General features: G+C 36.2%; 14 protein-coding genes. 9 read left to right on the top strand and 5 right to left on the bottom strand.

The features are described 5' to 3' along the window. Positions 1 to 60: 60 nt before the first annotated feature. Positions 61 to 3,744: a lamin tail domain-containing protein gene (locus Q3Y49_RS05375; protein ID WP_303271260.1), complete on the bottom strand. Its 3,684-nt coding sequence runs from the start codon at positions 3,742 to 3,744 to the stop codon at positions 61 to 63. A 101-nt stretch (positions 3,745 to 3,845) separates the two neighbouring features. Between Q3Y49_RS05375 and Q3Y49_RS05380 the strand changes: the two genes are divergently transcribed. The 4 genes from Q3Y49_RS05380 (at position 3,846) to Q3Y49_RS05395 (ending at position 7,099) form a co-directional block, all read left to right on the top strand. Beyond that, positions 3,846 to 4,856, top strand: coding sequence for an aspartate-semialdehyde dehydrogenase (locus tag Q3Y49_RS05380; RefSeq protein WP_303271261.1), 1,011 nt, complete (start codon positions 3,846 to 3,848; stop codon positions 4,854 to 4,856). Next, positions 4,840 to 6,027 carry a THUMP-like domain-containing protein gene (locus Q3Y49_RS05385; protein ID WP_303271262.1) on the top strand — a complete coding sequence of 396 codons (1,188 nt, stop codon included), beginning with the start codon at positions 4,840 to 4,842 and terminating at the stop codon, positions 6,025 to 6,027. The genes Q3Y49_RS05380 and Q3Y49_RS05385 overlap by 17 nt, the downstream gene beginning before the upstream one ends. A gap of 166 nt (positions 6,028 to 6,193) precedes the next feature. Continuing rightward, the gene (locus tag Q3Y49_RS18720; RefSeq protein WP_367892474.1) at positions 6,194 to 6,415 is read left to right on the top strand and encodes a four helix bundle protein; all 222 of its coding nucleotides are present in this window, start codon (positions 6,194 to 6,196) and stop codon (positions 6,413 to 6,415) included. 300 nt (positions 6,416 to 6,715) lie between these two features. Further along, on the top strand, positions 6,716 to 7,099 hold the full coding sequence (locus Q3Y49_RS05395) for a hypothetical protein (protein WP_303271263.1): 384 nt from the start codon (positions 6,716 to 6,718) through the stop codon (positions 7,097 to 7,099). 62 nt (positions 7,100 to 7,161) lie between these two features. On the opposite strand, the gene Q3Y49_RS05400 is transcribed toward Q3Y49_RS05395, so the two are convergent. Then, positions 7,162 to 8,061 carry a 1-aminocyclopropane-1-carboxylate deaminase/D-cysteine desulfhydrase gene (locus Q3Y49_RS05400; protein ID WP_303271264.1) on the bottom strand — a complete coding sequence of 300 codons (900 nt, stop codon included), beginning with the start codon at positions 8,059 to 8,061 and terminating at the stop codon, positions 7,162 to 7,164. A gap of 72 nt (positions 8,062 to 8,133) precedes the next feature. On the opposite strand from Q3Y49_RS05400, the gene Q3Y49_RS05405 reads away from it, so the two are divergent. Further along, positions 8,134 to 9,264, top strand: coding sequence for a DUF6340 family protein (locus tag Q3Y49_RS05405; RefSeq protein WP_303271265.1), 1,131 nt, complete (start codon positions 8,134 to 8,136; stop codon positions 9,262 to 9,264). Positions 9,265 to 9,397: 133 nt separating this feature from the next. Here Q3Y49_RS05405 and rlmB read toward each other — a convergent pair whose 3' ends face one another. From rlmB to Q3Y49_RS05420, 3 genes are all read right to left on the bottom strand, one after another. Then, positions 9,398 to 10,171: a 23S rRNA (guanosine(2251)-2'-O)-methyltransferase RlmB gene (gene rlmB, locus Q3Y49_RS05410; RefSeq protein WP_303271266.1), complete on the bottom strand. Its 774-nt coding sequence runs from the start codon at positions 10,169 to 10,171 to the stop codon at positions 9,398 to 9,400. A 133-nt stretch (positions 10,172 to 10,304) separates the two neighbouring features. Continuing rightward, positions 10,305 to 13,259, bottom strand: a complete 2,955-nt coding sequence (locus tag Q3Y49_RS05415; protein WP_303271267.1) for a glycosyltransferase family 117 protein — start codon at positions 13,257 to 13,259, stop codon at positions 10,305 to 10,307. 448 nt (positions 13,260 to 13,707) lie between these two features. Further along, complete coding sequence (locus tag Q3Y49_RS05420) at positions 13,708 to 14,391, bottom strand: arylesterase (protein ID WP_303271268.1); 684 nt, start codon at positions 14,389 to 14,391, stop codon at positions 13,708 to 13,710. A 78-nt stretch (positions 14,392 to 14,469) separates the two neighbouring features. Between Q3Y49_RS05420 and Q3Y49_RS05425 the strand changes: the two genes are divergently transcribed. From Q3Y49_RS05425 to Q3Y49_RS05440, 4 genes are all read left to right on the top strand, one after another. After that, on the top strand, positions 14,470 to 15,348 hold the full coding sequence (locus Q3Y49_RS05425; RefSeq protein ID WP_303271269.1) for an SMP-30/gluconolactonase/LRE family protein: 879 nt from the start codon (positions 14,470 to 14,472) through the stop codon (positions 15,346 to 15,348). A 67-nt stretch (positions 15,349 to 15,415) separates the two neighbouring features. Then, positions 15,416 to 16,099, top strand: coding sequence for a DUF2490 domain-containing protein (locus tag Q3Y49_RS05430; protein WP_303271270.1), 684 nt, complete (start codon positions 15,416 to 15,418; stop codon positions 16,097 to 16,099). A gap of 22 nt (positions 16,100 to 16,121) precedes the next feature. Continuing rightward, positions 16,122 to 16,784 (top strand): hypothetical protein, encoded by a 663-nt coding sequence (locus Q3Y49_RS05435; protein WP_303271271.1) that lies wholly within the window; start codon positions 16,122 to 16,124, stop codon positions 16,782 to 16,784. Positions 16,785 to 16,977: 193 nt separating this feature from the next. Next, a complete protein-coding gene (locus Q3Y49_RS05440; RefSeq protein WP_303271272.1) occupies positions 16,978 to 19,452 on the top strand; it encodes a DUF5916 domain-containing protein in 2,475 nt (824 codons plus the stop codon). Positions 19,453 to 19,468 lie beyond the last annotated feature (16 nt).

The following is a 19,468-nucleotide window of genomic DNA, read 5'->3' on the forward strand; positions in this document are numbered from 1 at the left end:
TATTTAGCACAAACCAGCTTCTCCCCTGTTTCAGGGGAGATGTCCGAAGGACAGAGGGGTCTAAAACCCCACAGCCACCCGTTCCTTCACCACTCTCTTATTTCCCTCCGCTGTAAAAAGTTCAAAATAAATAATATAATAACCAGTTCTTACTTTTCTGCCATTAAAATCTACTCCATCCCAGCGAAAAAAGCCCGTATTGCTGAGGGTTTCATTATTGGCTAGAGTATTCACCATAGTGCCTTTCATATCAAATATCTTTACCGTGGCCTTTGTTCCTGCATCATCTAATCGATAATTAATTAAGGTGAAATTTCTACCGGGCTGATTATGCGCAAAAGTTTTCGGATTGGCTTCTATATTTCCAAAGCCGGTATTTTCATTTGTTAATTGGGAATTTACTTTACCAGGAGTGGCATAACCCACAGCCGAAGCAGCGGAGCTCCATGAATCTGCTTCATTGATTGGCGCTTCAGGATGGATTCTTTCTAATGAAACTCCATCCACGGTGCGTAAAAAAGGCAAATGCAAGTCATCTGAATATTCTAAATATTCCTCTAATGCTTTATTGGCGGAAATTATTCTAACTATTCCTTCAGCATTAGTCAATGTAGGCAAATTGGCTTCTACAATGTTTTCCTCATGATGGGATGTAGGATAATCTTCAATGATACTTATTTTATCAGTTGTTAAGGCCAGATATTGACCTGGTGCTACGATAACATTTTCGTTTTTAAAAATCACATTTTCATCGCTATTACCTTCTACTGTCCAACCACTGAGATTAATATATTTATCAGAAATATTAAGCAATTCTATAAAATCTGCTCCTCCTGATTTTTGATCATAAAGTACCTCATTCAATACAACATCTCCTTGTTCAGGAGGTTCTGCTAAAGCAAAATGTACTTGATTAGCATCAGAATTGATAATATTTCCGACACAATCCGTTAGGTTATTAGTATTTAAACTGTAGCGAACTTTTACTTTTAATTCATCTGTTAATTTTAATTTTACTGAACTCAAATCGAGCATTTCTACGCTTTCAATTTGAATGGAAGGGCTGATACGAAATTGATTTCTTCGAATTTGGGTTATGTCAATTACCTCATTAAAATTGGCGATTACTGTTTTTGGATTAGGAGCAAAAGCTTTTTCCAGCTCAGGACCAGATTGGTCTATATTTTCTTCTGTCACCGAATTCTCCATTCCTGGTGTCCCTTGTGCATCGGCTATAGATGCTCTCCAATTCGAAATGCCCAAGCACGGATTTCGGACATCAATCATTTCCAACGACCAACCTCCCTCATCATATTTAAAATTTTCTTTATACCACTGATCACTATAAAAAGCTTGATTGACAATGGTATCATCGGTTATTAACTGTAGATCATCTCCTCTATTATTCAGATTGGGCCAAGGGCTTAAACCAATCACCCTAGCATAAGGACTCAAACCCTCCTCAGCAGAGCTAGGAGCTAAAAGCAAATATTCTCCAGCTTCAATATAATTCAAGTCTAATGCAACCGTATCCCGCTCATCCATATATTTTACATCCACAAGCGACAGTAATTCATCAGTCGGATTGTAAATTTCCACATATTGCCTATTAGGCAATTCTTGATCTCCATTAGGATTGGCCATAATTTCCGTGATGATCAACTCATTAAATCCCGGCTTGGCAGGACTTGTTAAAATAATTTCTTTTTCGAAATCCAAAATTGGGTTCTCTGATAAATCTGTAATACCATTTAAAGTCAAAGTATATGGGAATCCCGTTATCCAATCATTCTTCCATATCAAAACCACTTGGTTTTCGCTCCATAGTCGAGCTTCTTCTAAATTTATTTGAGGAGATAAATCATAATTTTCTATATTTTCTACACTTACTGTATCCAAGGGTTCATCAAGGGTTAAAAGCAAAACGGAATCGGAAAGAAATAATACAGAATCCAGTTGTGGCGGGATAATATCATATAAAAAACTTGAAGACAGATTTTGTGAAATATTTCCATTGCAATCTGCTACTTCATCAATATTGACTTCATAGGTAACTTCATTTTGTAATTCATCGGCTAAATTCAGTTTAATAGTGTTTTCCAGGTCGCCTTCAAAGCCAATTCCAGAAATTTCTATCGCAGGTTTGAGAGTATATACAGCATCGAGTACGGAATTTGAATCCATCCTTTTATCGAATACAATTGCCAGTTGGTTATTTTGGGTAGCTTTAAAAGAGTTGATTTCAGGCGGATGACCTGAAAATCCAGAATCTGAAATGCTATTTTCCTTTCCTGGTGTTCCTCCCTCAGTAGCTTCAGATGCTCGCCAATTGTTTTCGTCAAAGCAAATCAAATCAGGATTTATGATTTCTATGGTATAGCCTCCTTCTGATTTTTCTTCATCTTGATACCAACTTAAATCATAACCTAATCCATCAATTTTAATGCCCTGAGCATTGGAAATAATCACGCTATCACTACCATTATTCAAAGCTCTCCATGAAGATGGGATTATGACTTCTCCAAATTCCGCATAGCTCTCTTCGGCTGATGAAGGGGCTAAGATCAGATATTCTCCAGGATACAAAATAAAAGATGGTAATAGTCCAGAAGAGGAAGTATTGTCTGAAATTTGCCAGTCTGCCAAATCGATGAATTTATCAGAGCGGTTATAGATTTCCACAAATTCTTCATCGGGTAAGCCCAAAACGGGTGTGGGGTCTGGAAAAAACTCACTAATGATCACATCGCCAACTTCCGCCTCTTCCACTTCAAAATAGAAAAACTCAACAGTATCGCTATCGGATAGATTTCCTTCTAAATCACTAAGATTTTCAATGCCCAAACTGTAATCCAATCCGCTTTCGAGTGCATCTTCAAAAGTTAGCCAAACGGTATCTTCACTATGCTTAATTGTTGAAGGCGGGATTTCTCCTGGACTTAAAAAATAATGGCTAGTGTCAGTGGCTGAAGATTCCGTAATCTCCTCGGAAAACAACACTTGAATTTCCTGATTATTTAAAATTTCATATTCCAAGATCTGCGGAGGAATAGTATCAAAAATGTAATCTCCCAAATAGACATTATCAAAATAAAAGCTATTACTTCGGCTGGAGGTGAAATAACAAATGAAACCTGTATATCCTGTTTCATTAAAACTGGCTTCTGTACCCGTGGCAATGGTGGTGAAATTTTCGCCTTTGTTCCGGTCAACGGCAATTTCCCACTTAGCAGCAGCATCTCTTCTTACCCTAATTCGAATATCAAAAGCAGCAGCAAAATCGCGATCTCCTCCTCGGGCAATTACTTGTTCATCACTTCCATTTCTGTAAAAGAGACTTATACCATCATTGCTTCCATTTTCTCCGATCTCCAGATAGTATCCCTCTTGAATGCTTTCCTCATTTTCAAAATCTCGCAAATCGGGTGTAGTACTGGCTAAATATATTTCAACCTTATTAGAGTTTGAAGGACTGAAATCTAGATTCACATCAAATCGCCATTCTTTGTCATCCAAATTTCCACTTTCTGATAATGTAGCAATATAGGCGGGTTGTAATACTTCATCTTGAAAATTCAGCTGTAATTGAAAAGCATCGTTCACGATATAATCATTCCCATTTCCGATCCATTCTGGGTTATTAGTGAAATTACCATCCGAAAAGTCATCTTGAATGATTTGGGCATGCAAAGGGGAATAAGAACAGCAAAGTAAAATACTAAGGCTCAATACGATTTTTATCATTAGGTTTTGGTTTGGTTCTATTTCAAATATGTTATTTTTGCCCTTAAAGAAATACGCAGAATTCAACACTGCAAATTACAAAAGTATAAATATTTGTGAAAATGAAAATAGCTGTTGTAGGTGCCACTGGATTGGTAGGTGGTGAAATGTTAAAGGTTTTGGATGAAAGAAACGTCCAATTTGATGAATTACTTTTAGTTGCTTCTGCGCGATCTGCAGGCAAGAAGATGGTCTTCAAGGGTAAAGAATATACCGTTATCACCTTGGAAGAAGCCGTGAAAGCCAAACCTGATTTAGCTTTGTTTTCTGCAGGCGGAGGCACTTCTCTGGAATGGGCTCCTAAATTTGAGGAAATCGGAACAGTAGTCATTGACAACAGCTCTGCTTTCAGAATGAATGACCGCATAAAATTGATCGTACCCGAAATCAATGGTCATGAATTGAAAATTGACCACCGAATAATTGCCAATCCGAATTGTTCTACCATTCAGATGGTGATGGCATTAGCTCCTTTGCATAAAAAATATAAAATGCAACGCATTGTGGTTTCTACTTATCAATCTGTAACAGGAACTGGGAAAGCAGCAGTAGACCAGTTGATGGATGAAAGGGCTGGAAGAGAAGGAGAAAAGGTTTATCCACATCCTATAGATATGAATGCATTGCCTCATATCGATGTGTTTTTGGAAAATGATTACACCAAAGAGGAAATGAAAATGGTCAACGAAACCAAGAAAATCTTTGGTGATAATTCCATAGGGCTTTCTGCGACTTGCGTTCGTTTGCCAGTGATGGGCGGTCATTCTGAATCAGTCAATGTTACATTTGAAAGAGATTTTGATGTTGCTGAAATAAAAGAAATTTTAGCCAATACACCAGGGGTGGTTTTACAGGATGACCCAAAAAACAATATTTATCCATTGCCATTGAATGCACATGGAAAAGATCAAGTTTTTGTAGGTAGAATCAGAAGGGACGAATCGGCTGCAAATACATTGAACATGTGGATAGTAGCAGATAACTTACGAAAAGGCGCGGCAACAAATGCTGTACAAATTGCAGAATATATGATTGAGCACAGTTTAGTTCATCCTTATGGAATTGAACGTTAAAAACGAAGAATACTGGAAATTCATAAAAGACCATGAGCAGGATGACCCTGCTCATTTGGTTTTAAAGCAAAAGCAATTTCCTGATTTACCTTTAAAAGAGCTGGCTTCACAGATTGCCGCCAGACAAAAAGCTAAAACTAAATTGCCTGAATTTCATGCAAAGAAAGTCTGGTTCCCACCCAAGCTGTCTTTAGAGCAATGCAGCTCTGAGGCTACCGCAAAATTTAAAAGCCGCTTAGTATCAGGAAGTAGTTTTGCGGATTTAACGGGTGGGTTTGGAATTGACACCTATTATCTATCCCAAAATTTTGCAGAAAGGCATTACGTTGAACAGCAGCAAAACTTATGTGAGTTAGCTGATTATAATTTTCATGAATTAGGGACTAACATTTCTATTCACAATACAAGTTCAGAGGAATTTCTCTCCTCCATTTCACACCGTCTTGATTGGATTTATCTGGATCCCGCCAGAAGAGGAGATCGTAACCAGAAAGTTTTTTTATGGGAAGACTGCAGTCCAAACTTAGTAGAGCTTTTGCCTTTGCTTTTTGAGAAATCAGAAAATATACTAGTGAAAGCGGCTCCAATGCAAGATATCAGCAGGGCTATTGCAGAATTGGGGAATAAAGTAAAAGAAGTTTACATCATAGAATGGCAAAATGAGGTAAAAGAGCTCCTTTATCTATTGAGTAAAGAGTCTGTTGAGTACCCGAAAATTCATGCTGTACAAATATCCGCTGTAGGACAACCCATATTCACATTTACTGGAGATAAATTGAAGGAAACTGAGAACAAGATTAGTTTCGAATTACCTGAACAATACTTATACGAACCATCTCCTGCCATTATGAAAGCAGGCCTTTTTAGACAATTGGCAGCCCGGTATGGAATTTCAAAATTACACCCGAACACACAGCTTTTCACTTCTGATATTCTGGTTGAAGATTTTCCGGGCAGAGTCTTTAAAATTCTACATTCAATTCCGGTACAAAAAAAAGAATTGAAAAAATTGTTGCCTGAAATGAAAGCCAATTTGAGCACCCGCAATTTTCCTATGCCCATTGCTCAGCTCAAGAAAAAGCTTGGCTTAAAAGATGGAGGGGATAGTTATATATTTGCTACCACTTTGAAGGATGAGGGGAAGGGGTTGTTGGCTTGTGATAAGTTATGAATTATGAGTTATCAATTATGAATAATAAAAAAGAGAATATCCTTCTTGTCAAATCCTTCTCCTTTGCTGTCAGGATTGTAAAGCTTTTTCAATATTTGGCTAAAAGAAAACAAGAGTATGTATTAAGTAAGCAATTTTAAGAAGTGGAACCGCTGTAGGAGCATTAATTCGTGAAGCTCAAAATGCAGAAAGTAAAAAAGACTTCATTCATAAATTAGCAATAGCACAAAAAGAATGTAATGAAACGGTTTATTGGCTTGAATTACTAAAAGAGACCGAATATAATTATGAAGAAGAATTTCAAAGCATTTTTGAAAATGCCAATGAACTTTTGAGAATAATTAAAAGCTCAATTTTAACCATAAAACAGAAACCCCTCCATTCATAATTCATCTCTCATCATTCATAATTGGCATGTTTAACTAAAAATAAACTTCAAAATTAAGACAATTAGCAAGGGGGCACCGTAGTACTTAAGCACCTTCAGTCGGTTTGGTGCGTCATTCCACCACAATACCCACCAAGGCTTGATATAGCCAAACAAAAAGAGTATCCCAAAGCAAATCAAAAAGAAATTAATATAATACAATTACTTATCCGGTTAAATCTGATAATTATCGAAAACGAGCCATAGCACAAAACAAAATTAAGATTTTATCGGATACAAGTTTGAAACAAAAATTTTGATATGATAACGATTGCAAAAAACGAGCAATATTCTTTAAAAGTAGATATCACAAAAAACAGAGCTTTCTTAAAAATCAATGGCTTTTGGAGAAACAAAGAAGACATTCCTGGTTACCTACAGGATTGGAATGAGGCTATTAATAAATTATCAAAAGGCTTTACATTATTAACGGATGCTACTGATATGACTATCCATCCTGGAGATGTGAGAGATGTTCATTCCAAAGCGCAGGAAAAAATAGTAAAAGCTGGTGTCAAAAAAGTAGCAGAACTGCATGGTGAAAATGTAGCAAGTATGCAATTGGACGGTGTTTCGAATGAATCCGGTATGCCTAAGAAAAATTTTAATGATAGAACGAAAGCCGAGTCTTGGCTTGATTCTTAACTTATCAACAAAAGGGCTTGGTTTAAACACCAGCCCTTTACTCCCATTCTATTGTAATTGTTTTACCTTGAAGAAAGGTCAAAACCAAAGCGTTCATTAAAACCCGCAATTCCCTGCAGTCCTCCTGAGTGGACAGCTAAAATATGGTCATCAGAAGAAATATTATCTTTCTTCCACTCCATCATTAATCCGTACATCATTTTGCCCGTATAAATTGGATCAAGGGGTACAGCCGTTTTCTCATAAAACTCAGTAATAAAATCAACTAATTCTGGCTTCCATTTGGCATAGCCCCCAAAGTGATATTGAGTCATCAACTCCCAATCATGTCTATTATTATTTGTTAAATTGCTCAGTTCCTCCTTGACCCAATCCCCTTTTAGCACTGAAATGCCTAATACTTTTTGATGCTCTGATTTTCCCTGTATTAAACCCGCCAAGGTCCCACCTGTACCAAAACAGGCACTTATTAAATTATAATGCTTCGGAATAAAATCATGTATTTCTGCTGTGCCTACAATCGCTTTATCATTTGTACCACCTTCTGGAATTATGTACGGCTCATTAAACCGAGTCTTTAACATGCTGGTGAAATCCGGATTGTCTTTGTTTCTATATTCCTCTCGGTTGATAAAGTGGAGTTCCATTCCATATTTTTTGGCAAGATTTAAGGTGGGATTGCTTACCTCCTCACCTCGAATTACACCGATCGATTCAAAACCACAAGCTTTAGCAGATATAGCAGTTGCTACAACATGATTTGAAAAAGCACCACCAAATGTTAATATGTTTTTGAAGCCTTTTAGCTCCGCTTCTAAGAAATTATACTTGAGTTTAAAAAATTTATTACCAGAGGCACCACGATGTATTTTATCTAATCGCAAGATATCAAATATTAATCCGGCAAACTGCACTCTTTGAATAGGTACCTCTTCGGGAGCAAAGAAATTTTTGACAGACATAAAGCTAATTTATAGGGATTTGATTAAATTTATTCTGTTCAACGGAGATTTGTTGAAATAAAATCAATTTTTATGAGGAAGTATTCCATTTTCATGACTTTAGTAGCGATTGGGTTTTCATCTTGCATGAAGTCAGTTTCCATTAACACCTTAAGGCCTGCTGATATTAATATACCCAATGAAATCCAATCGATTACCTTAGTGGACCGAACTGCTTATGAACGAGATGCCATAGGTGTAATTGAGGGAATTATTACGGGTGAAGGAATAAATGAGGATCAAGATGGAGTAATGGCTATGTTCTCTAGTTTACAGAATAGTTTAAGGGTTTCCCCTCGTTTTGATGTGGTCTTGGCATCCGAAAAACTAAGAGGTCAAAATATTTTAGGCTCATTTCCTGATCCATTGGATTGGAGGCAAGTTGATCAGTTGACTAGAAAATATAATACTGATGCCTTATTGGCTATTGAAATCTTTGACAGCAACTTTATCATTACCAACGGCAAAAGGAAAAACACCAGAACTGTGGAAGATGCTGATGGCAAAAAAGTAGAAGAAGAATATACAGAATTTTTTGCTGAAGGGGTTGGAAATACTAGAATTGGTGTTCGATTGTATGATGCAAAAAACAGAACCGTAATAGATCAAGATATATATACTCAAAATAAAACTTGGGAGGCTTCTGCTACTAGCTTGAAAGAGGCATTAGCTCAATTAGTTAGTAAGTCGCAAGCCACTAAATACTTAGCTCAATCCGTTGGCAATACCTATGCTAGTAAAATTGCTCCTATGCCCGTTAGAATATCCAGAAGCTATTATACAAAACCTAAAAAGAATTCCTATCTAAGCAAAGGGGCTAGACAAGCCAGCGTTAATCAATGGGAGTCGGCTATAGAAACATGGAAGGCAGGTTTAAAAAATGCCTCTGATACCAAAGCAAGTGGAAGAATGGCATATAATATTGCGATCGGATATGAGATATTGGGAGATTTGTTTTTAGCTCATGAATGGGCTGGAAAGTCATTTGTAGATTATGGTGAGAAAAAAGGAAGAAGCTATGCCAGCCAAATCAATAACCGCATGATTACAGAAGAGATATTGGACGAACAACTTCAATTACCAGAGCCCAAGTCGCAAACCGAAACTGGAAATAAGGACAAGCTAGATAAGCCCACTATAAAAATCAAGATGAAAGACAACTAGATTAATTAGAAATTACAAATTAATAATTGATGGTTAGATATATTGGGCTTCAGATAGAATCATTATTCTCTATTAAAGCTTGATCATTATTCAATTAAATAAAAATTTAATCATTGACTTTATTCATCAATTATTAATCATTAATTGCACTCCTTTGTCTGACTGCTTCAAATACTGCGATGGCACAAGAAACAGAAACATTAAGGGAGGCTATTTTACCGCTCATAGGGATTTTAGCCAGAAAATCAGCGGTTCTTATTAAATCATTGCTGATCCCATCCTCTTCTGAACCAAGAACAATAGCTAAAGGCTGATTCATTGGTGTATCATAAATTAAATCAGTCCCTTTTTCGGTGCATGCAACTACCTGTAGTCCACTTTTTTGCAAGTACTGCACGGTGTTTTTCAAACTGTTTTCCCTACAAATCGGGATATAATGCAAAGCCCCTGCTGAAGTCTTTACCGCATCAGAATTGATTTGCGCACTTCCTTTAAATGGAATTACTATGGCATCTACTCCCGCACATTCCGCTGATCGAGCAATCGCTCCAAAATTCCGTACATCTGTCACTCTATCCAAAATCAAAATCAATGGGTCTTTCCCTTTTGCATATGCTTCGTTAATGACATTGTCTAAAGAGGCGTAGCTCACTGCAGAAACCATGGCTATTACACCTTGATGGTTTTTCATCGTGATACGATTCAACTTTTCAATTGGCACTTTTGTGAAAGGTACTTTTTGTTCTTTGCACAAATCCATCAGCTCACCTACCAATTCATTTCGGACTTCTTTATCAATATAAATATTATCCATCTCCTTACCAGCATGAATAGCCTCAAGGATAGCACGGGTGCCGAAAATATAATCTTTATCGTTTAGTTTAGGTCTTTTTTGAAATCCTGCCATAGTCTAGAAATTGAATCGCAAAATTCTTAATCTAATTTGGGAAAAGCTAATAATCTGCTTTTTATAAAATAAATAAGTCAAAAAAATAGCCCACAAATATTTGTGAGCTATTTTTATCCGTCTTCATAAAGCCTTACATCCTCTCGTAAAGTACCCTTAATTGATCTTGATATTCTATAGCTTGTTCATTCATTCCATATTGTCTCATAATTTGAACTATCTGACTTAAAATGGCAAAGCTAATTTGTCTTTCTCGGCCCATATATATTAATTCATTGTTCACAAGATACTGGAACTGTTCAAAGTTTTGCTCCCATAAAATATTGATTATTTCATTGGCTTTTTCTTCATTCCCAGTAGCCAAGTAAACTTGAATATAATCTAAGGCGGTCATATCAAAAGGTACAACCTCATTTGGAACCTTTTTAATAATAAAATCAACTACTTCAAGCGCTCTTTTTTCATCGCCTTCAGCCACCAATGATTTAGCCAAAGCCGTATAAACAGACCGATGATTTAAAAAGAAGTTTCTGTAATTTTCATTGTAATAAACATCAGGATCTGTTGTATTTGTGAAATGGAAATCGTTCATCAAATTATTGTACATCACCTCAGTATTCACAAATTCGGATTGCACATCATCTCTTTCTATCGGCAATAACCTATAAGTCAGTCCTTCTTGTACCACGTATTTACGAAGATCCATTTTGATGCCATTCAAGGAGGTAGTATTGAAGTAAATTGGTCTTTCCCAATTATTTTCATTCATGATATCCAAAATCATAAGGTCCTTTTTCTCCAACCCATTACCTTTCACATTCCACACCATTCTATCCACCATCATATTTGCCTTATCATCTGGGATTATTCCTAAACTTCTGACATGAGCAGAGTCCACCTTTAAGCTCAATTGCTTAGACGGCAACATATTATAGCTTCCCACAGATGTTGGCACCTCTAAACTTTTATTGTTGCTTCGGATTAAACTTAGATATCGGTCAATTGGAATAGCTCCTTTAATTCCTGCATTTGCCATATAAGGTAAGAAATCATTCTTGCCTCCTTGTGCCACTTGCTCCTCACTAAGTGTTATTGGCAAAGGCTCAGAATCATAAGCATTTTGACGCATTTGATTAATGTACCAGTCTGTATTGAAGTAGCTCAATACAATAACCCGGACATCAGTCCTGAAACCTTCTACTTCTTGAACAAACCAAAGGGGGAAAGTATCATTATCACCGCCAGTAAACAAAATTGCATTTGGCTCACAGGAAGCTAAATAATTCCTAGCTGCATCAACTGAAAAATACCGGTCTGATCTGTCATGGTCATCCCAACCTTCAGAAGCCATAATGCCAGGAACGATCAAACAAACAACTCCGGCTACTGCGCCCGCAACTTTAGGGTTTTTGATAGCTCTTTCCAATAAAGATGCAACGGCCAATACTCCAAAGCCTATCCAAAAAGCAAAAGCATAATACGAACCGGCATAAATATAATCTCTTTCTCTAGGTTCAGTAGCCGGTGAATTCAGATAAAGAATTAGTGCAATTCCCGTTAAGAAAAAGAAAAGCCCTACTACACTGAATCCTTTTACATCTTTTCTATACTGAAAGAAAATTCCAATTAAACCTAAAATGAAAGGCAGCATATAGAAATTATTACGCGCCTTGTTTTCTTTCATGATATCAGGCATTTCGCTAGTATCCTGAAACATGGTTTTCCAACCCGCCCCTTCAATGTCACTTTCTCTGCCAGCAAAATTCCACATTAAATAACGGAAATACATATGTCCAAGCTGGTAGCGGAATAAAAATTTTATGTTATCTGCAAAATTTGGTTTTTCATTTTGACGTAAGCCCGTCCACCTTCTGTATTCCTCTGCATGGCCCGGTGCTCCACTGTACATTCTAGGAAAAATAGTCGTCCTACTAGGGTCATGTTGTGTCGTGATTTTGTAATCCGTTACTTCATATTCTTCCTCTCCTTTGCTATAGACGGCATCACCTCGGTCTTGCGAAACAACCTCTGCATCAAAATATTGTCCATGAACTAAAGGTCTTGACCCATATTGATCTCTATTTAAATAAGACAATAAGGTCATTACATTTTCGGGATTATTTTGATCAATTGGAGGATTGTAGTTCGATCTGATTAATACTATAAAGTAAGACGAATAGCCAATCAAAATAAATGTAAACGCCAATAAGAAGGTATGAAGGGTAACTTTCTCGTTTTTTATAGCATAGTATATACCATAAGAAAGTCCGCCAATTAAAAGTAACGCAAAAATTAAAGCTCCAGAACCAAAAGGTAGTCCGATAGAATTAATAAAGAAAATCTCAAACTTACCAATTAAGTTAGGTACACCTAAAATAATAAACTGCCAAATCACGATCAGGATAGCGCTACTGATAAGTAGTGCAAAAAAGATTCCCTTGAAGGTTACATTTTTATACTTTTTGAAATAGTAAATCAAACCTAAAGCAGGAAGCGCGACTATGTTCAATAAGTGAACCCCGATGGAGATTCCAATGATATAGGCAATTAAAATTAGCCATCTATTTTCTGCAGACTCATCTTCAATTAAATCCCATTTCAACATGGCCCAAAAAACTAAGGCAATTAAGAATGAAGACATGGCATAAACTTCTGCTTCTACAGCAGACCACCAAAAAGAATCCGAAAAAGTAAACGCTAAACTTCCAATAGCACCTGCAGCAAAAATTTTGATCATTTGCCCAGTGTTGGCCTCGCCCACTTTTATCTTCATTATTTTATGGGATAATATATTTATGGACCAGTACATAAAAAGAATGGTAAACCCACTACTTAAAGCAGATACCAAGTTTACCGCAAAACCAACTGATTCCACATCACTGCTTGCAAACATGGAGAACATTCTCCCAATCAAAAGAAACATTGGGGCACCAGCAGGATGCGGAACTTGTAATTTATAAGCACTGGCTATAAATTCTGCACAGTCCCAAAAGCTGGCAACCGGCTCTAAAGTGAAGATATAAACGGCAGAAGCGATTAAGAAAATAATCCAACCACTGATGTTGTTAATCTTTTGGTATGACATCATAAATAATTGATTTTTTATAGTAGAGGCGAAAATAAGAAATTTCATTCTATCGGGCATTAGAACGTAGCAATTAATTCAGAATTGCGGTCTTTAATGTTTTTAATTAACATTTTTAAGAAGCTTTAAGCCGGCTATTATTCTTAAGAATCCCTATATTAGTAAATAGAGACCTTTTAAAATAAAAGACAATGACTGGTGGAATTGGATTTAGTAGGCAGGCTAGTGACTCATTTAAGCAAAACCGTGCTTTAAGAAATAAGCGAAAATCAATGAATAGCAACCCTTATTCTTCACAGAAGATGGGAGTAAAAAGGAGTCGTGGTAATTTTGACTTCAATGAAATTCAAAACTTCCGATCCAAAAGAAAAAGAAAGTCTCGGCTTATAAGCATTATTGTTATGCTCGTTTTCTTAATGGTTGTCTCCGTTTTGATGGCTTTGATAATGACTTAAATCAAAGGCTCCAAATACTTCCAAATCGTTTTGGCTACAATTTTATGGCCTTCAGGTGTTGGGTGAATTCCATCTGGCTGGTTTAAATCTGCTTCTCCACCTACATCTTTCAATAGAAAAGGAATAAGGTTCACCTCTTTATCTTCAGCTATTTTAGGAAATACCTTTTGAAACTCTTCTGCATAGGCTTGTCCCATATTGGGTGGAACCATCATGCCAGCCAGCAAAACCTTTATTTCAGGGTGAATTGCTCTTACTTTATCAATTATCGCACGAAGGTTTTTATTCGTTTCCTCAGGTTTAATTCCTCTTAAGCCATCATTTCCACCTAATTCCAAAACGAATATTTCGACTGGCTGACGTTTTACAACCCACTCCACACGGGATAGGCCACTGGCAGTGGTTTCCCCACTTACTCCAGCATTGATAATATTATAGTCATAATCCAAAGAATCCAACCTTTTCTGGATTAAACCTGGAAAAGCTTCTTCAGCCTCTACTCCATATCCTGCTGTCAAACTATTTCCAAAGAAAATGATAGTATTCTTTTGGATCTCTTTTTGAACTTCCGCTTTTTGTTCAAGAGTTTCAGATTTCTTTTCTGACTTTTTATTGTTGGGTCCACATGCTGTGAGCACTAAAATAAATATAGTAATGATTGAATTGAAATATATTTTCATCTGCTTATTGTATTGAATTCTTATTGCTTTCTTTTAAAAGTATTAAATTACGCAAATTGTTACAAAATGATGGATTATATGAAAATTCCTCTCTTATTAATTTTCGTGTTTTTAACTATTTCTTGTAATCAGCAATCAAAAAAAACCATTTCTGATGATGCAGAAATCAAGAAAGTATCTGATGGCTTTAGTTTTACCGAGGGCCCGACATCAGATAAAGTTGGAAATCTTTATTTTACCGACCAACCGAATAATCGGATTTATAAATATGACATCGCTGGAAACTTGAGCATATTTTCTGATCGTTCCGGGAGATCCAATGGTTTGTATATTGATGATAAACAAAACCTTTGGGCTTGTGCCGATGGAAAAAATCAACTGTGGAAATATTCTTTGGATGGTGAAAAGGAAATAGTTTTAAACCCTTCCGGTGAAGTCAATTTCAATGGCCCCAATGATGTTTGGGTGCATCAAAATGGAAACCTATATTTTACGGATCCAATTTACCAAAGACCCTATTGGGTAAACGAACATGATACGGTTGGACCGCAATCCATTTTTCTATTGAAAAATGGAAATCCTATTTTATTGGATTCCACCTTAATGCAAGCCAATGGAGTGGTCGGAAATTCCAAAGAAAATTTATTGTTTGTGGCTGATATTGGAGCCCATAAAACCTATCGCTACAAAATCAATATTGAAGGCGAACTGGAAAGTAAAACGCTTTTTATTGAAAAAGGCTCTGATGGCATGACTTTAGACGCTAACGGTAATTTATATCTGACAGGCGAGGGGATCGATATTTATGATAGAGATGGTCATTTTCTTCAACACATTGACATCCCTGAAAAATGGACGGCCAATGTGTGTTTTGGAGGTGAAAATTTTGAGTATTTATTTATTACAGCATCGAAATCATTGTATCGCGTTAAAACTAATGTCAACTCCGTTCGTTGAAAAACACTTGCAAATAGCTGCCCTACTTATATTTTTGCAAGTACTTTAACTTTTCAAATTGAATAGTATGATTTTTAGAATTGTCACTGTAGTGCTTTTTATGTCTTCTTTTTCAACAGTTTTCGCTCAAGATGATCCTGATTTAGGAGCATGGTATATGTATTTCGGAGGCTTTGAATTTGAAGATAGCCAGTTTGGAATTCATGCAGAAGCTCAATACAGAAATCATAATTTCATTGGTGATTTAGAGCAATTACTATTGAGAACTGGCGTCCGCTATCATCTGAAGGATGGTTCAGCCACTTTCACTTTTGGTTATGGAAATATTACCACTCAAGCTGTAGGTGAACCGAATAACCCAGTGGCTGAAAACAGAATATATCAAGAGGCCTTGTTGAAGCAAAATGTTTCTTTAGCATCACTGAATCACCGTTTTCGATATGAACAACGCTTTGTAGAAGGACAAGATTTCAGAACCAGGTTTCGTTATGCTTTATTTATCAATATACCGCTGACCTCTAAAAAATTTGCTCCCGGTGGGTTTTACATTCCTATTTATAATGAGGTATTTATCAATGGAGAAAAAATGGAAAACATTGAATATTTTGATAGAAACAGACTTTATGGGGGGTTGGGCTATGTTTGGAAAGACAATACAAGAGTGCAATTAGGAATTATGGAGCAGACCCTGAACTTTGGTTTTAGCAAAACTCAATTGCAGTTTTCTCTGCATCATAATTTTCAATTATAAATAAATTCAAAGAACCATAAAAATGAAGAGCTCAACCTTATCATTTCTCATCCTTACCATTCTATTTCTTACTTCCTGTAAATCTGCTCAGCAACGAAAAATCGATGCCGAAGAAAAATATGGATATCTTCCAGATGAAGTGAGAAACCTAGAAACCATCAAAGCTTATGCATCAGAATGGGGTATTCCACAAGAGTCACTTTACATAATGGATACTAAAAATTATAGTGATGAGATATATAGTTACGAAAGTGACAATAAAAGACTCACCCATGATTTATACCAATGGCATCAATTAATGGTTTTTGATCAATCTGATAGTCTATTGTCATATCAACTAAACTGCACAACAAAAAGAGTAGATAATAATTGGAAATGGAATTATGAAGGTACGTTTGATCAATATCCTCCTAAAGATAAATCGGTTAAGAAATATCAGAGAGAACTAAGGTTGTCAAATGTTTCTCCCTATTTTAAAGACTTATCAGGCAAGCCTTTCAGTGAAAAGATCAGTGAAGATACTGAATTATTCATTATTGTTTATTGGACTATTTATAATGGAAGGCAGTCCAAAAACTTAATTGAAGAAGTATTAAACTATAGAAGAATGCAGGCGGACAAAAAAATTGAACTCGTTTTCTTGAATCAACCGTCTGTCTTCATTGAAAACGAAATGATTCATTAATTTTTTGTTTATTTAATCCTATACTTTGTCTAATACTGAGATTCATTAGGCCTGTATGCTTTTCAGTTATTGCACAGCGTAACATACCGTCTATCTATTTAAATTTGGATTGATGTAATTCCGGCATCCTGTTCTTCAAAAATGTGTTAACATTGGGTGTCAGGTTAATAATTCTATAAAGTAGCCATACAGGATGTATAAAAAATTATCTGTTATCTTCATTTTTCTAGTTTTCTCAAGTGTAACTATTTCAGCAAAAGAAAAAGAAAAAAAAGCTTTCCGGGAAATGGAGACCCAATTTGTGGAAAAACTTACACCCTCCATTGATGGTGATTTAGAGGATGCTTTTTGGCAAGATATCACAGAAACTGAAGCCAATTTCATCACATTTGTGCCAGAAAATGGAGCTAAATCAGATCAAAAAACTTATATCAAAACCGCTTATACTGATTTCGGAATTTACATTTCTGCCAGAATGGTAGATACTAGTGGTGAGCCAATCAGACAAGAACTGGGAATTAGAGATGATGACAATAGAAATGCCGATCAATTTGGTGTCATTTTAGATACATACCAGAACGGACAAAACGCATTTTACCTAAAAGTTAGCGCAGCTGGTGTTCAAACTGATATATTTATCAATAGAGGTCGAAGTGATTACAATTGGGATGCTGTTTGGAAAAGCGAAGCAAAACTAACGCAAGACGGTTGGCAAGTTGAAATGGAAATTCCATATTCTGCTATTCGTTTTCCAAAAAATCAAAATCAAGACTGGAATGTTAATTTCATGCGTAAAATCCAAAGCAAGAACGAAACTTCCTATTGGAATTATGTGGACAATTCTGTTGATGGATTAGTGAATCAATCAGGTGTTTTAAAAGGTTTGAAGGGAATAAAACCTCCATTAAGATTATCGGTTTCTCCATACATCACTGCCTATTACAATAAAAGAGGTGCTGAAAGCGGTATGGACATTACAGGCGGTATGGATTTAAAATATGGTTTAACCGAAAGTTTTACCTTAGATATGACTTTGATCCCAGATTTTGGCCAAACTGTTTCTGATAATCTAGTTTACAACCTCGGTCCTTTTGAAGTTCAATATGCGGAAAACAGAGCCTTTTTTACAGAAGGTACTGAGCTGTTTAATAAAGGGGGCTTGTTCTATTCTCGTAGAGTTGGACAGTCATTCGGTTCCGTAGATCTGCAAGCTTCGGATTCCCTTATCAATAGACCTTCCGAAGCACCATTGTTAAATGCTTCAAAAATTACTGGCAGAACAAAAAGTGGATTAGGAATTGGCTTTTTCAATGCGGTCACCAATAGAACATTTGCTGAAGTCTACGATAAAGAGAGCAAAGGCAAAAGATTGGAGCAAGTTGATGACCTTACGAATTTCAATGTTATGGTAGTCGATCAAAGCTTGAAAAACAATAGCAACATCAGTTTGATTAACACAAACGTTCAGCGTTTTGATGGAGGTCAAAATGCTAATGTAATCGGTTCAGATTTTAGATTAAGAGATAAAAGCAACACTTACCAAATTGAAGGTTTTGGAGCCTACAATAACATACAAAATCCCGAAGGATTTGTAGAAGATGGTTACAAGTACAATGCATCCTTTGCAAAAATAAGTGGTAAATATCAGTTTGAAGTCGGGAGAAATGTTGAAAGTGATAGCTACAATCCTAATGATATGGGATTTTTACGAAACCCCAACGAGATATCTCATTTTGCTTCAATCGGCTATAATCAATTTCAACCCACTCCACTTTTTAATCAATATAGAATATGGGCCGGAGCTGATTACAGTGAACTATATGAGCCCAAGTTATATCAAAATTTCTCTCTTTGGAATCAATGGTGGGCCCAGACAAAGGATTTTCAGACTTTTTCTGTGAATTTGAATTACCGTCCCGCTAAATCATTTGATTATTTTGAGCCTCGGGTACAGGGTGCCAAATATTTCAGGACCTGGAATTATAGTACCAACTTCCGGTATTCATCTGACAGTAGAAAGGCGCTTATGAGTAATATTTCTGTCGGTGTTTGGAATGCTCCAGATAGAGATCAGTTTGACTATTGGGTGAACATTTCTCCTCGATATCGATTAAATGATCAGTTTTCTGTTGATTACGGTTTTAATTTCAACAAACAGTTTAGTTCTATCGGGTTTGCTGAGCATTTCACAAATGATGAAGGAACTGTATCGCAAGTTATCTTTGGAGAAAGGGATATTGATGTGATGTCCAATGTTTTGGGAATCAACTATACTATCAACAATAAAATGGGGTTCAATTTCCGATTACGACATTATTGGAATAAAGTAGATTACTTTAATTACTTTAACTTAAATGCCCAAGGAGACATTGAGCCTATCGCCTATTCAGGGAAAGATTTGACTTCTGATAATTACGAAAAGCATGACACAAACTTTAATGTCTTCAATATTGACGCTGTTTATTCCTGGCAAATTGCCCCTGGCAGTTTTGTAAATGTCGTATGGAAGGATGCCGTTCAAGAAGTAAACCAAAGTGTGGATATGAATTTTTCAGATAATTTCAGAAACGTACTATCTACCATGCACCAGCAAAACTTGAGTGTTAGATTAATATACTTTTTAGATTATACACAAATTAAAAGGGATTTAGCACTAAACAGAAGTTAATCTGTTAGCTCATCTT

Source organism: Marivirga harenae (assembly GCF_030534335.1).
In the GTDB taxonomy this organism is placed as follows: Bacteria; Bacteroidota; Bacteroidia; order Cytophagales; family Cyclobacteriaceae; genus Marivirga; species Marivirga harenae.